General features: G+C 64.3%; 12 protein-coding genes and 1 pseudogene. 10 read left to right on the forward strand and 3 right to left on the reverse strand.

Features of this window, described 5'->3' with window-relative positions; genetic code table 11:
* Positions 1–104: 104 nt before the first annotated feature.
* Together ACLMAJ_RS22885 and ACLMAJ_RS22890 are read left to right on the forward strand one after the other, a co-directional pair.
* The gene (locus tag ACLMAJ_RS22885) at positions 105–1184 is read left to right on the forward strand and encodes an NAD(P)/FAD-dependent oxidoreductase (RefSeq protein ID WP_412015849.1); all 1080 of its coding nucleotides are present in this window, start codon (positions 105–107) and stop codon (positions 1182–1184) included.
* A 51-nt stretch (positions 1185–1235) separates the two neighbouring features.
* On the forward strand, positions 1236–1931 hold the full coding sequence (locus ACLMAJ_RS22890; protein ID WP_412015850.1) for an NAD(P)-dependent oxidoreductase: 696 nt from the start codon (positions 1236–1238) through the stop codon (positions 1929–1931).
* On the opposite strand, the gene ACLMAJ_RS22895 is transcribed toward ACLMAJ_RS22890, so the two are convergent.
* Positions 1867–2265 carry a recombinase family protein gene (locus tag ACLMAJ_RS22895; protein ID WP_412015851.1) on the reverse strand — a complete coding sequence of 133 codons (399 nt, stop codon included), beginning with the start codon at positions 2263–2265 and terminating at the stop codon, positions 1867–1869. The two genes, ACLMAJ_RS22890 and ACLMAJ_RS22895, sit on opposite strands and share 65 nt — an antisense overlap.
* 89 nt (positions 2266–2354) lie before the next feature.
* Here ACLMAJ_RS22895 and ACLMAJ_RS22900 point away from each other — a divergent pair, with 89 nt between their 5' ends.
* The 3 genes from ACLMAJ_RS22900 (at position 2355) to ACLMAJ_RS22910 (ending at position 5739) form a co-directional block, all read left to right on the forward strand.
* Positions 2355–3887 (forward strand): serine hydrolase domain-containing protein, encoded by a 1533-nt coding sequence (locus tag ACLMAJ_RS22900; protein WP_412015852.1) that lies wholly within the window; start codon positions 2355–2357, stop codon positions 3885–3887.
* A gap of 144 nt (positions 3888–4031) precedes the next feature.
* Entirely contained in the window at positions 4032–4829 is a 798-nt protein-coding gene (locus ACLMAJ_RS22905) for a CPBP family intramembrane glutamic endopeptidase (RefSeq protein WP_058856509.1), read from the forward strand.
* Between the two features lie 124 nt (positions 4830–4953).
* Positions 4954–5739 carry a MerR family transcriptional regulator gene (locus tag ACLMAJ_RS22910; protein WP_412015853.1) on the forward strand — a complete coding sequence of 262 codons (786 nt, stop codon included), beginning with the start codon at positions 4954–4956 and terminating at the stop codon, positions 5737–5739.
* Positions 5740–5838: 99 nt separating this feature from the next.
* Here ACLMAJ_RS22910 and ACLMAJ_RS22915 read toward each other — a convergent pair.
* Positions 5839–6060 (reverse strand): annotated as a pseudogene (locus tag ACLMAJ_RS22915) (Tn3 family transposase); the annotation flags it as partial.
* A gap of 206 nt (positions 6061–6266) precedes the next feature.
* On the opposite strand from ACLMAJ_RS22915, the gene yczE reads away from it, so the two are divergent.
* The 4 genes from yczE (at position 6267) to ACLMAJ_RS22935 (ending at position 10821) form a co-directional block, all read left to right on the forward strand.
* The gene (gene yczE, locus ACLMAJ_RS22920; RefSeq protein ID WP_412015854.1) at positions 6267–6893 is read left to right on the forward strand and encodes a membrane protein YczE; all 627 of its coding nucleotides are present in this window, start codon (positions 6267–6269) and stop codon (positions 6891–6893) included.
* A gap of 168 nt (positions 6894–7061) precedes the next feature.
* A complete protein-coding gene (locus ACLMAJ_RS22925; protein ID WP_412015855.1) occupies positions 7062–7214 on the forward strand; it encodes a hypothetical protein in 153 nt (50 codons plus the stop codon).
* 819 nt (positions 7215–8033) lie between these two features.
* A complete protein-coding gene (locus tag ACLMAJ_RS22930; protein ID WP_412015856.1) occupies positions 8034–8924 on the forward strand; it encodes an SGNH/GDSL hydrolase family protein in 891 nt (296 codons plus the stop codon).
* A 202-nt stretch (positions 8925–9126) separates the two neighbouring features.
* A complete protein-coding gene (locus tag ACLMAJ_RS22935; RefSeq protein WP_412015955.1) occupies positions 9127–10821 on the forward strand; it encodes a GMC oxidoreductase in 1695 nt (564 codons plus the stop codon).
* Positions 10822–10866: 45 nt separating this feature from the next.
* On the opposite strand, the gene ACLMAJ_RS22940 is transcribed toward ACLMAJ_RS22935, so the two are convergent.
* A complete protein-coding gene (locus ACLMAJ_RS22940) occupies positions 10867–11367 on the reverse strand; it encodes a tetratricopeptide repeat protein (RefSeq protein WP_412015857.1) in 501 nt (166 codons plus the stop codon).
* Positions 11368–11605: 238 nt separating this feature from the next.
* Here ACLMAJ_RS22940 and ACLMAJ_RS22945 point away from each other — a divergent pair, with 238 nt between their 5' ends.
* Positions 11606–13825 carry a molybdopterin oxidoreductase family protein gene (locus tag ACLMAJ_RS22945; protein ID WP_412015858.1) on the forward strand — a complete coding sequence of 740 codons (2220 nt, stop codon included), beginning with the start codon at positions 11606–11608 and terminating at the stop codon, positions 13823–13825.
* Positions 13826–13977: the final 152 nt, after the last annotated feature.

Here is a 13977-nt window from a genome sequence, read left to right on the forward strand (position 1 = left end):
TTGTGACGGCCATGGTCTGTGGCGCTCGTCACGTCATTGTGCTGTCACAGGAGAACGGTCACCAGCTACTTGTGTTCGTTCAACTACTCAGACAGGAGGCCGATATGAAGGTTGTAGTGATAGGAAGCGGCTACGCGGGCACGCTTGCAGCGAACCGGGTAGCCAGGAAGACGATCGATGCCGAGATCACCGTGATCAATCCGCGCCCGGACTTCGTGGAGCGGGTACGGCTGCATCAGCAGATCGCGGGGACATACTCGGCAACGACACCGCTCGCTGAAGTGCTGCGGGAGGACATCGCGCTGCGGGTCGGCACTGTCGAGAAGATCGGCAACGGCACTGTCGCACTCGCCGACGGCGAGAGAATCGACTTCGACTACGCGTTTCTGGCTGTCGGCAGCACGGTCACCCCGATGCCGGGAACGATTCCGGTCGGCACGTGGGAAGGCGCGCAGCAAGCTCGCGCGGTGCTGACGGCGCTGCCCGCAGGCAGCCAGATCACCGTCATCGGGGGCGGTCCGACGGGTATCGAGACCGCGTCCGAGATCGCCGAGGCCAGGCCGGATGTGCGGGTGCGGTTGGTGGGATCCTCGGTGGGCGGGGGCCTTTCGGAGGGCGCGTTCCGGCGTGTTCGCGCCGGACTGGAACGGCTGACGGTTGAGATCGTCGACGATGAGGTAGTCGAAGTCGGTTCGGGCGCAGGGCAGTTGGAGGGCGTCGTGCGACTGCGGTCGGGTTGGGATCTGGCTTCCGACCTGACCCTGTGGGCGATCGTGTCGGACGTGCCCGACCTCGCGGCGCGCAGTGGTCTCGAGGTCGATGCGCGCGGTCGCGCGGTTGTCGATGAGTTTTTGCGTAGCGTCAGCGACGAGCGGATCTTCGTCGTCGGAGATTGCGCGGCCGTTCCTGGTGCGCGTTTCGCCTGCTATACGGCCCTGCCGCAGGCGATTCACGCGGCTGATAACTTTGCCCGCTTACTCAAAGGTCGTAAACCCAAGCCGCACTCGTTCCCTTACTGGAACCGTGGCATCTCCCTTGGGCGAGCGGATGCGGTTACTCAGTTCACCCGTGCCGACGACTCTGTCCGGCGGACCTATCTCGCCGGACGTGGCGCGGTCGTGCTCAAGGAGATGGGTGCACACAGTGCCTTCTCCACCGCCCGTGCGGGCGTCTCCAGCTTCTAGTGATGGGCCGAGCTTGCAAAAAAGTTTTGTAACCAGGAAAAGAGAGTTGTCATGCGTATCGCGGTCTTCGGTGCCAATGGCCGCACCGGTCGCCTGCTCACCGGCCAAGCGCTCGCCGCCGGACATCATGTCGCCGCGGTCACGCGGCAGCCGAACTTGTTTCCGCTGCACCATGATCGGCTCGAGGTAGTCGGTGCCGACGTGCTGGATCCGGTGGCCGTTGACGCCGCTGTGGCGGAGCGGGATGTGGTGTTGTCGGCACTTGGGGTGCCCGCGGGGAAGGGGCCGATCAGCACCTATTCGCGTGGTGTGGGCAATATTGTGGCCGCGATGGAACGGCATCGGGTGCGTCGGCTGGGGGTGGTCAGCTCGACCGGGGTCGACCCGCACTCGTACTCCGATGGCGGTTTCTTTTTCAATCGAGTATTGCTGCCATATGTGACGCGGGTGTTGGGTAGGTCGCTCTACGACGACATGCGGCGAATGGAAACGCTGGTCCGCGCCAGCGGTCTGGACTGGACGATCGTGCGTCCGGGTGGGCTCTACTATTTGCCTGCGGTCACCGACTACACCATCGTCGGGGGCCACGCAGACGGCAGGTTCACCGCCCGTGCGGACCTGGCCGCCGGCATGCTGGGTCTACTGGACAGTGACCGCTATTTCCGCACCACCGTCGGTGTCATCACCACTGTCGACAATCCCACCTTGGTCCAGTGGATCCGCTGCGAAGCCTTCGCCAAGAGTTGAGCGGATTCCCGGGCGCTACCGCATGGGTACACGGGGTCCCCGTAGTAATCGCGCGAAAAACAACACAGAGGCCGGCGCGGTTCTTACGGGTGGTACCGGAGAAGCCGGTGTCGATGAAGATCCGTTCGCGCGGGACTCCGAGCGAGAGGAGTTGGTCGGTCTGGATCTCGACGTCTTGTGCGTCGGTGGAGCTGCGGCAGTATCCGACGCGGAACGGCTCACTCATACGGAACGCCACCGGACCCGTGCGGCATGCGGCTATCGCCCGACCTGGACGGCGTCTTGCTTCCGCCGCTGTCCAGAAATCCCACAAAGTAGATGTGATCCAGATCATAGTTGCAGTTGACCATAGGTCAGGGTGGAAGCTCGTCGCAGCGGCATGAAGCCGACTGGGACAGAACAGATTCGAAGGAGCAAACCACCATGTCGATCACCCTTTCCGACAAGGACAAGAGCACTCTGCGGACTGCCGCGTACGGCGCCGTCTCGCTGATCGCCGCCGCCGGTGCCGCCAGCAAGCCTCACAAGATCGCCACCGACGGCTCCTTCGCCCTGTACACCGCGACCGGCCCGGTCGGGCACGTACTCGCCGCAAAATCCAAGGACATCAACCTGACGGGCAAATCGGTGGCAGAACTCGCCGACCGGGTGTTGCCAGCGCTGACCGCAGCCATGTGCCTGCTCGAGCGGCAGGATCCGGCCGAGGCCGTGAACTTCCGCACTACCGTTCTCGTCGCCATCGAAGCGGCCCAGACCCGTCAGGGCCAGCCCCGCCCCGTGGCAGCCGAGATGGCCCGCAAGATCACCGCCGCCCTCGACGCCGCCGTACCGAAGGTCGCTGTCGGACAGGAGCGCCCGGAGTTGCAGAAGGCGATCGAGGAGATCGTCGAGTCCGGGTTCCTCGGGGTGTCGCTGCGCGTGAACGATGAACGCGGCGAGTGGGTCGGCAGCGCCGGGGTTGCCGAGCTGGGCGGGACCGCGAAGCCTTCGATCGACGGGCACGTCCGGATCGCCAGCAACACCAAAACTTTCACCGCGACCCTGGTGCTGCAGCTGGTAGCCGAGGGCAAGATCGGCCTCGACACCCCAGTGGCGGACTACCTGCCCGAGTTCGGGCTGGACGAGCGGATCACGGTGCGAATGCTGTTGCAGCACACCAGCGGCGTGTTCAACTTCACCGGCGAGATGTATGAGGACGGCACGATCGTGCTGGGGATCCCCGCGCCGGGTACCCCGTTGGGTCAAGAGTGGGTGGAGGACCGGTTCCACACCTACCAGCCGCGGGAACTGGTGGAGCTCGCGTTGTCCAAGCCGGCGCGGTTCGAACCGGGGACGAAATGGAGCTACTCCAATACCAACTACGTGCTGGCCCGGCTGCTGATCGAGCAGGTCACCGGCCGATCCTTCGCCGCGGAAATGCACCGGCTGATCCTGGGTCCACTCGGGCTTTCGAGCACCGTGGTGCCGGAGACCTCGCCGGAGATTCCCGAACCGCACGCCCACGCCTACTACCGGTACGAGCAGGACGGTGTGGAGAAGACCGTCGACGTCACCCGCCACAACCCCTCCTGGACCCCCGGCGGCGGTGACATGATCTCGACCACTCAGGATCTGGCCACATTCATCTCAGCGCTGCTGCGTGGCAAGCTCCTGCCGGCTGAGCTGCTGGCGCAGATGTGCACACCGCACCCGACGGGCATTCCGACTATGGACTACGGCCTGGGGGTGTTCGTGCGGGACCTGGGTCCCGGCGGCGGCATCGTTATCACGCACAACGGCGGTCTTGCGGGCTACGCGACGCTGATGTGCGCCACCCCCGACGGCAGTAAGACCATGACCGCCTCGCTGACCTGCGTAGACGACTCCGCCATGTCTGTGGCGGTGCCGTTCCAGACCGCGCAGCAAAAGCTCCTCGCCGAGGTGTTCGGCGGCGGGCAGGCCGATCCGGCTCAGTAGCCCGCAAACCGGGGCCTCGCCGAACTCAACCAGCTCGGCGTGGCCCGTCCGCTTGTCCTGTCCGCCGAGCTCTGCTCGGCCGGGTGGGGCACTTTCCAACTCATTTCACCTACCGTCACGAACAGGTTGTGAGGAATTCTTGTCATGCGCGCCTTCGAAGACACACAACAGCATGGGATAGTCGAGCGGCTGCTGGACGACCGCCACTCCCTGCCGCTGTCGGTCGTGTTGCATCTTGTCCCCGGCGCCCTGATCGTCGCCGTCTACCTGCTCATCGGCGAACCATTCGTCGAGGCCATCGGTTATCCGGCCTTCGCGGGCTGGGCGATCGCTTTGTGCCTGGTTCTGATACCGGTCCAGTTGGGGCTGCTGTGGCTGGGCCGCCAGCGCAACGGCCGGTTCTCCCTGCACGGTGTGCTGCACTACACCGACAAGCCGGTCCCGCGCGCGAAGCTGGTGGTGATGGTCATCGCGCTCATCGTGTGGATGATGGTGCTCGGGTTCGCGTTGGCACCGTTGAACAACTTCTTCTTCGACAACTTCTTCACCTGGCTTCCGTTCGCGGACACCGGTGGCAGCGGCAACAACACCTACCTCGACCTCGATGGATACTCGCACTCGATGCTGCTCACCACGATGGTGATATGCCTGCCGCTGACCGGAATCTCCCTCCCGCTCATCGAGGAGCTGTACTTCCGTGGTTTCCTGCTGCCCCGCATCGCACACTTGGGTGGATGGGCGCCGGTGCTCAGCACGGTTTTGTTCGCGCTGTACCACTTCTGGTCGCCGTGGGTGTTCGTGTCGCGGGTGATCTTCACGTTCCCGGGGTACTGGTTCGCGTGGCGGCACAAGGACATCCGGCTGTCGATCGGAATGCACGTCGGCGTGACCTCGATCGTGGCGACGCTCGGCACTATCGCCGTTGCACTGAACCTCATCTAGTGGCGCGGTGGTTGCGCTGTGGTGTGTGTGCCGCTCCGTCGTATCGGATGGCTGTTGAGGTGGAAATCCCGGCGGCCGCCGGTGCGCACGGTCGCCGGGTTCGAGGACAAGGCAGGCTGAGCAGATGAGCAACGGAGTCACGATCGGGCAGGCGGCCGCATTCGTCGGTGTCACGGTGAAGACGGTGCGGCACTACCACAAGCTCGGCCTAGTCGCGGAGCCCGAACGCGACAGCTCCGGTTTCCGGCGGTACGGATCGGCCGAGTTGCTGCGGCTGGTCCAGGTCCGGATGCTGGCTGCCGCCGGGGTGCGGTTGGCCGAGATCGGGCCCATGCTCGACGCTGACGCCACGCGGTTGGCCACCGCGCTCGCCGACGTCGGACGGCAGCTCACCGAACGGATCGAGGACTTGACCGCGCGACGTGACACCCTGCACCGGCTCGCCGACGGCGACCGGGCGTTGCTGGGCGACCACGCGGTGGCGCTGCTGGAGCGGATGACCGGACTCGGCTTCGCCACCGACGAGGTGGCGAACGCCCGGGAGGGCTGGGTGCTGGCCAAAGCCCTTGTCCCTGAAGGCTTCGACGACTACCTCACCCATGTCGAGGGCGCACTCGACGACCCCAGGTATGTCGCCTTGATCAAGCGCGCCGCCGAGGCCGCGGCCTGGGAACCGGACGACCCCCGCGTCGCCGAGCTCGCCACCACCATGGCCGAGCACTACCTCGCCAACCCCGCACACCTGAAGATCATCACCGCCCTGCAAGCCCGCACCGAGGCCGCGACCCGGTACACGCTGATCGCCCGCCACGGGGAAGAGCAGACATCGGCCACGACGCGAGCGGCCGCGGTTTTCGAGACCAAGCTCCGCGCCGCCGGCATCCATATCCCCAGATCGGACGCCCGTTGACCGCGCGGTGCTCCGCCCTTCTCCCCGACACCGCTGCAGCGACTGCACGGGGTCCGCGATCCCGCCCACGATCAGCATCGTGTCCGGTCGGGGCGCGGATCAGAACAGCATGTCGCGAACCCGCAGCGGCCGGAAGCCGGTCGGGCCGAGCTGGGCGAGTTCTGCGTCGATATCGACCTCGATCGCGCCGAAGAAGTTGATGTTCTCGCTGTGCGCGGGCGAGATGTGGGCCAGCACATCGGCATCTATGCAGCGACCCTGACGGCGCATCTGGTCCACCGCGAGCCCGTAATACTCTGTCGTCCAGGCGATGACCGCGTTCCCGGACTTGCGCGCGTCGTCGAGATAGCCGCGCCACTTGGTCGGCACGAACTACTGGGACCCCTGCACATGCCGGATATGGCCGCAGCTGGACCGTGCGTAGATGTGAGCGGCATGTCGAGGTGGCCTGTCGGGCGCTGATCTCGGGGTCCAGTGTTTAGTAAGTGGATCTGTTTTCAAGGGCCAGTTGTCGGCATGCTGGGTCGATGTTGTTTCGCCGGTTGGTCGCGTTGTATTTCGGGTTGTGGTTGTACGGGTTTTCCATGGCTGTCATGGTGCGTGCCGGGCTCGGGTTGGATCCGTGGGATGTGTTTCATCAGGGTGTCGCGCGGCATGTGCCGATCAGCTTCGGGACGGTGACCGCGCTTACCGGGGTGGTGGTGCTGTTGTTGTGGATTCCGTTGCGGCAGCGGCCCGGTCTGGGGACGGTGAGCAATGTGGTGGTGATCGCGGTGTCGGTGGATGCCGGGTTGTGGTTGCTTCCGCAGTGGGAGGTGCTGGTGGGGCGGGTCGGCGCGATGGGTGCGGCGGTTGTGTTGAATGCGCTGGCGACTGTGCTGTATATCGGTGCGGGTATGGGGCCTGGGCCGCGTGATGGACTGATGACTGGACTGGTTGGTCGGACGGGATTGTCGGTGCGGTTGGTTCGCACGACGATCGAGGTGACGGTGTTGGTGGTCGGTTGGGTGCTGGGTGGGAGTGTGGGTGTCGGGACGGTTGTGTATGCGTTCGGTATCGGGCCGTTGATTCAGGTTTTGATTCCTGTGGTCGATCGGTATCTGCCGGGCTTTCGGGCGAAGCCGGAAGGTGAGCCCGTCGCTGTCACGGCGTGAGGTGATGGTCTGTGAGTGCTCGAATTGATATGGGCGGCAACATCATTCCCGCGAGCCAGTCTCGCCCGGTGCCTGCTTCCTCATCAAGAAACGTCACTCTGACGACTGGCGGGTAGTCGATCATTGAACTATTTCGAGGGGCGTCGGCATCGCGGGCGGTTGTTTCCGATGATCCCGATTTTCGATGGTGACGCGCGGGGGGTGGGTCGCAAGCTGATCGAGCTGAATGCGATGGTCGCGCGGGCGGTCGCGGCGACCGTCGTGGTGAACCTTGTGCCGCTGGCATGTGGCACCGTTGCCGGACTGCAACCGGACCCTTGAAATCGTGAACCCGACCGAACGTTTGCCAATAATTGGTTTCGAAACCAATTGCATGAGGCCGAATTCATTCATCGGCCCGGTCATAATTGCCTCTGGTCCGAGCTGACCAACTGTTGCTTTCAATATGGCTGGGTCGACGACATCAACCTCCGACACGGTCCCGGCGAGTCTGAGGCTTTGCGTCTCTCTTTGCGGCGGCGATGGCCCGCACACGTGATGAGCGCCGCGTTCGCGGCGTACGGGGGCTTCACCCTGGAGCTATCTCAGAGGCAGAATACGAGGGCTACCGACCCGACTGGGATGGACAAGCAGATCGCCACCGAACCAGCAGGAGTGGGCGCGGGTGCCGCGGGTGTCGAAGCGGCCGATGCCGATGGAGCGGCAAATGTGTAGATTGACATGGGGATCAGGATCGCGGCGAGTGCCGCGGCGAACTTGGTATGCATTGTGATATCCCTAGCTGATTGGGTGTTCGGTTATGACGGCCGATAAGCGATCGCTCCTTTCGTGAAAGCGGCGACTGGTCGCTACAGATCGCTGGTACCGCGACCAGGGCAAGTCTGTATAGCCACTTCGGGAGACGAGGTGGCGAAAAGTTCGAAATCAAGAACCTCAGTTTTAATGGTAACTCGAAACGCCGCCTAGCCCAACGAATCCGCGTCGGGTTGTGGTTGTACGGGCTGTCGATGGCGGTGATGATTCGGGCCGCGCTGGGGGTGCCGGGCCGCTCATCTCATTGCCCAGCTGATACTTTCACCCATGCTGGACGTACGTCCAATTGAGTCGGCTCGCGACGGCGAGCATCTGTGGAGGGGTTTCATGAACAAGGCGTCTCGGGCATTGATCGCGTGGGCGGCCGCCTGTGTGGCATTGCCGGTCGTTGCGCAGTCCGCATCGGCGACACCACCGCAGTTCGGTGAGTATGTGGCGCTGGGTGATTCGTGGGCGGCGGATTCGACGCTGAATCCGGGGTTGGTGACCGATGAATTCGTGCCGTTGGGTTGCGCGCAGAGCCGGGGTAGCTATGCCAAGCAGGTCGCTGCCGCGCTGGCGGTTCCGGTGTTGCGGGATGCGTCCTGTGGTGGTGCGCAGACTGTCGATATGACGGGAAGCCAGGTCGCGCCGCGCGGGGTCAATCCCCCGCAGTTCGATCGACTGACTCCCTCGACGGACTTGGTGACGGTGCTGATCGGCGGCAACGACGCGGGTTTGGCGGCGGCCGTCCAAGCGTGTCCGACACTCGACGCCGGGGCGACGCCGTGTCTGAACTCGTTCGTTGTCAACGGGGTTGATCGGATGTCGGTGAATATCGAGGCGGCGGAACCGAAGGTGGTCGTGACGATCGAAGGTATCAGGGCGCGTGCACCGCATGCGCGGATTCTGGTGCTGAACTATTTGAAGAGCGTCGGTACCGAGGGCGGTTGTTTTCCGGTGGTTCCGATTTCCGATGGTGACGCGCAGTGGTTGGGGCGCAAGCTGATCGAGCTGAATGCGATGATCGCGCGGGCGACCGCGGAGGCCGGCGCGGAGTTGGTCGATACCTACGGTTCGAGTGATGGGCATGATGCGTGCAAGCCCGCGGGTGTGCGGTGGGCGGAGGGGCTGGCGCCGTTCACCAGCGACCCGGTGGGTCCGGCGGTGCCGTTTCATCCGAACCAGCTCGGCGCCGACCATCAGGCGCGAAGCGTGCTCGCCGCGGTCGGTAGGTAGCGCGGCCGCGACCTGCGGCGAAACATACATCTACTGATGGCCGAAATTATTGATTTTGTGGCCGCTCGACTCTCTTACGAGATGTGTCCTGGTTCCTACAGTTGGCGACATGACAAGCACACCGCCGTGCTCATCGTCGGCGCCGGGTTCGGTGGACTCGCCGTCGCGTTGGAGCCGACCGGAAGGTAAGGCGAACACAACGATGACGCACTACGACGTACTGGTTATCGGTTCCGGGTTCGGTGGCAGTGTCACGGCGCTGCGGTTGACCGAGAAGGGGTACCGGGTGGGTGTGCTCGAGAGCGGCCGCCGCTTCGCCGATGAGGAGTTCGCGAAGAACTCATGGCATTTGAAGGAGTATCTGTGGGCACCGAAGTGGGGGTGCTTCGGTATTCAGCGGATGACCCTGCTCAATGACACCTTCATCATGAGTGGCTCCGGTGTCGGTGGTGGTTCGCTGGTGTATGCGAACACGTTGTACGAAGCGCCGGATACGTTCTATCGCGATAAGCAGTGGTCGCATATCACCGATTGGCGCTCGGAGCTGGCGCCACATTACGACCAGGCGAAGCGGATGCTCGGGGTGACGACGAATCCGGCGACGACGCCGTCGGATCGGGTGATGCAGGCGGTCGCCGAGGATATGGGGATCGCGGAGACCTATCGGCGTACTCCGGTGGGAGTGTTGTTCGCCGACACGGGCACTCGGCCCGGTGCGGCGGTGGCGGATCCGTTCTTCGGTGGGGTCGGTCCGCAGCGGCGGGCGTGCACGCATTGTGGTGAGTGCATGACCGGGTGTCGGCATGGTGCGAAGAACACCCTGGTCAAGAACTATCTGTATTTGGCGGAGCAGGCGGGTGCGATGGTGCATCCGTTGACGACCGCGGTAACGGTGCGGCCGCGCACTGGTGGCGGGTACACGGTGGACACGGTGCGGACCGGTCGGTGGGTGCGTCGGGCGAGGCAGACCTTCACGGCTGATCAGGTGGTGTTTTCCGCGGCCGCGCTCGGGACCCAGCAGTTGCTGCACAACTTGAAGGATCGTGGGGTGTTGCCGAAGGTGTCCTCGCGGCTGGGGCATTTGGCGCGCACGAATTCCGAGGCCGTGTTGGCGGCGCGTTCGCGCGATCGGGGTTCGGACTTCACCAAGGGTGTCGCGATCACTTCGTCGATTCATCCCAATGCTCACACCCACATCGAGCCGGTCCGTTACGGCAGGGGCAGCAACTTCATGGGGTTGATGACCACGGTGTTGGTCGATGGCCAGGAAGGTAAGCGGCGCTGGGTGCTCGGTGCGCGGGAGCTGTTTCGGCGGCGCCGGGATCTGGTGGCGATGCATAATCCGCGGCATTGGTCGGAGCGGATGATCGGTTTGCTCGTCATGCAGAACCTGGACAATTCGATCATCACCTACAACAAGCGTGGCCTGTTCGGTCGGCGGATGACGACCAAGCCGGGTACCGGTGCCGCTCCCCCGGCGTGGATTCCGGAGGGCAACGATGTGGCGCGTCGGGTCGCGGAGAAGATCGATGGGATCGCGCAGGGTAGTTGGACTGAGATGGTGAACATTCCGATCACGGGTCATTTCATCGGTGGATGTGCGATCGGGGATTCCCCCGATACCGGTGTTGTCGACCCGTACCAGCGTCTCTACGGTTACGAGGGTTTGCACATCGTGGACGGTTCGACTATCTCGGCGAACCTCGGGGTGAACCCGTCGTTGACGATCACCGCGCAGGCGGAGCGGGCGATGGCGTTGTGGCCCAACAGGGGTGAAGTCGATCAGCGGCCGCCGTTGGGTGCGCCTTATCGTCGGATCGATGCGATCGCGCCGAAGAATCCGGTGGTACCCGCGGCCGCACCTGGTGCGTTGTGGTTGTCGATCACGCCGATCTAGGTGTGCGAACCCGTGAGCGGTCTGTGGGTGCCGAATCGGTTGTGGCTATGGCGAATCCGATGGGTCGGCCGAATCGTTGTCGTCCGGGCCCGATCTCGATCGGTGGTGTGCGTCGCGCAATCGGCGTTCGGCCTCGATCGACATCGGATGGTCGGTGCCGAGGGCACGAAGGCAGCTGGCGTGGGTTGCCATGTACCAGTACAGCGCTTCGTCCTGTTGTCCCGATGCCCAGCAGGCATCGGCGAGTACGAGCTGAGCACCGAGGGTGCGCGGATCCTCCGCACCGAACACGTCGATACTTTGGCTGACATCCCACCGGCACTGGGCGATATCCGGATTCGTTGCGGGCCTACGTGCGTCCGCTGCCGTTCGCACGCCGAGCCGGTTACCGAACCACCATGCGATGACGCCGATGATCCCGGCTGCCGCATACGCACGCCAGTAGCCATTGTCGGCGAACCACGATCCGATCGCGGAGATCGTGCAGTACGCGATCACTGCCGCCCCGATCCTGCTACCCCAGAACCAGAACGCGGACCTGCGCATTGGTCTCCTCTGCGAGTTGGTGCGTGCCACGAATTCTGTTCGTAGCCGATGGCACTCACGATTGGTTCGGTGCACGATTCGACGCGCGAGGGCTGCTCGCGCCGCGAATCCAGATCGGCCTCGTGTGCGCAATCGTGCCTGCGCGGGCACAAGATCGCCCCTCTCGGAATCTATTCCGACGACGGCGAACGCTTGTAGTCTGAGAGAGAAATTCTCTCAATGGTGTAAAGGACGGCTCATGAGTGCTACCACCGTCGCGCGACAATGCACGCTGTGTGAGGCGCACTGCGGGATTCTGGTCACCGTCGAGGACGAGAAGGTCACTCGCATCGAGGGCAATCCCGAGGATGTGTTGTCCAAGGGCTATATCTGCCCGAAAGCGACGGCAATGGGTGGGCTGCACCATGATCCGGATCGGTTGCGCACCCCGGTGCGGCGCGTCGGTGACAGCTTCGAGCCGATCGGCTGGGACGAGGCGTTTCGGGAGATCGGGCAGCGGCTGCGGCGGGTGCGAGGTGAACACGGGCCCAGCGCGATCGGCATGTATCTGGGGAACCCAGCGGCGCACAGCTCGTCGGTGATCTATGGTGGGTTGCTGCGGGCGGTGTTGTCGACTCGCAATTTCTTTTCGGCGTCGTCGATCGATCAGTTCCCGCAGGAGTTCGTGGCGTGGCGGATGTTCGGGTCGAATGTGCTGATGCCGGTCGCCGATATCGATCGCACCGATCGGTTGGTGATCATGGGCGCCAATCCCGCGGTGTCCAACGGGTCGGTCACCACGATGCCCAATGCCAAGGCGCGTATTCGGGAGGTGCGTCGCCGCGGCAAGGTCGTCGTGATCGATCCGCGGCGCACCGAGACCGCGCGGTTGGCCGATGAGCATGTCGCGATCGCCCCCGGCGGTGACGTCTACCTGTTGTTGGCGATGTTGCAGGTGCTGGTCACCGAGAATCTGTGTGACGAGGCCAAGATTCGCGCGCAGTGCACCGGCTGGGATGAGCTGCGGGAATTGGTTTCCCAGGTCACCCCGGAGCGGGTGGGCGCGCACGCCGGTGTCGACGCGGACACTATTCGCCGGTTGGCGCGTGAGCACGCGGGCGCGGACTCGGCGGTGCTGTATGCCCGTATCGGGGTGTGTCAGCAGGTGACGGGCACGCTCACCCATTGGCTGGTCAATGCGATCAACGCGGTGACAGGGAATTTGGATTCTCCGGGTGGGCAGATGTTCGCGACGCCGCCGATCGACGTGGCACGGTTCACCAAATATTTGCCGATGGGGTACGGGGCGTGGACCGACCGGTCAGGGATGTACAAGTCGTTTCGTTCGGAGTTGCCGGTGGCGGTGCTGGCCGAGGAGATCCGCACCGAGGGTGAGGGGCAGATCCGCGCGATGATCACCTACGCCGGCAATCCGGTGCTCTCGACCCCGCAGCGCGGTCAGCTCGGTGCGGCGCTGGATTCGCTGGATTTCTATGTCGCGGTGGACATGTACATCACCGAGACCACCCGCCACGCCGACATCATCCTGCCGCCGATTTCGCCGCTGGAACGCGAGGACCTCAACATCCTGTTCCCGGTGTTCAGCGTGCGCAACAATCTGCGCTACGACGCGCGCGTATTCGATGCGCCCGCCGGTGGGTTGGAGGATTGGCAGATCATGGCGCGGTTGATCACCGAGGTGCTGCCGTTGCCTGCGCGGCGGTTCGCCTCGCGTCTGCTCAACGGGGTGTTCGAGCAGTTCAGTCCGATGCGGTTGGCGACGGTCGGGGTGGCGACGGGACCCTACGGTGTGCTGCGGCGCGGGTTCAAAGGGTTGACCGTCGCCAAGGTGCGTGCCGCCGCCGGTGGTATCGACCTGGGTCCCTTGCAGCCGCGATTGCGGGCCCTGATCGGCACGAACGACCGCAAAGTGCACCTGGCGCCACCGGATTTCCTCGCCGCGGCCGCCACCCTGCTCGAGGATGCCGACCGCGGTGTCGCGCTCACCACTCCTGTCGAGGGCTACGACCTCAAACTGATCGGTCGACGCCATCTGCGTAGCAACAACTCCTGGCTGCACAACCTTCCGCCGATGGTGAAGGGCCGTGACCGCTGCACTGCCCTCATGCACCCTGCCGATGCCACCGCCCGCGGCCTCACCGACGGGCAACAGGTCACCGTCAGCTCCCCGACCGGGTCGATCGTGGTGAGCCTCGAGGTGTCCGACGACATCCGCGCGGGCACCATCGCCATCCCGCACGGTTGGGGACACCGCGAACCCGGTGTCGGCTGGCAGGTCGCGGCAGCGTTGCCCGGTGCGAATGTCAATCTGCTGCATGATCCCGCATCGACCGACCCGTTTTCCGGGAACTCCGCGGTCAACAACACCTGGGTGACCGTGGTCGCTGCGCTGGTCATCGGTGACGCGGTCGTGTCGCAGGCTGATCATGGCTCTGTGTCGGTGTCTCGGAAAGGGTAGGCGGGCAGCGGGATTCACTGCCGGCGCCATCGCCGACACGGTGAGGTGCCGGCGGCCGATCCGTATCGAGGTCGACTCGCGCCCTGTTGATCTGTTGTCCAGCCAGCCGTGACGGCCTCTTCCACCTCGAATCCCTGGTGCGCCGTTGCGCG

Origin of the sequence: Nocardia arseniciresistens, assembly GCF_046764875.1 — a bacterium.
GTDB classification, from domain to species: domain Bacteria; phylum Actinomycetota; class Actinomycetes; order Mycobacteriales; family Mycobacteriaceae; genus Nocardia; species Nocardia arseniciresistens.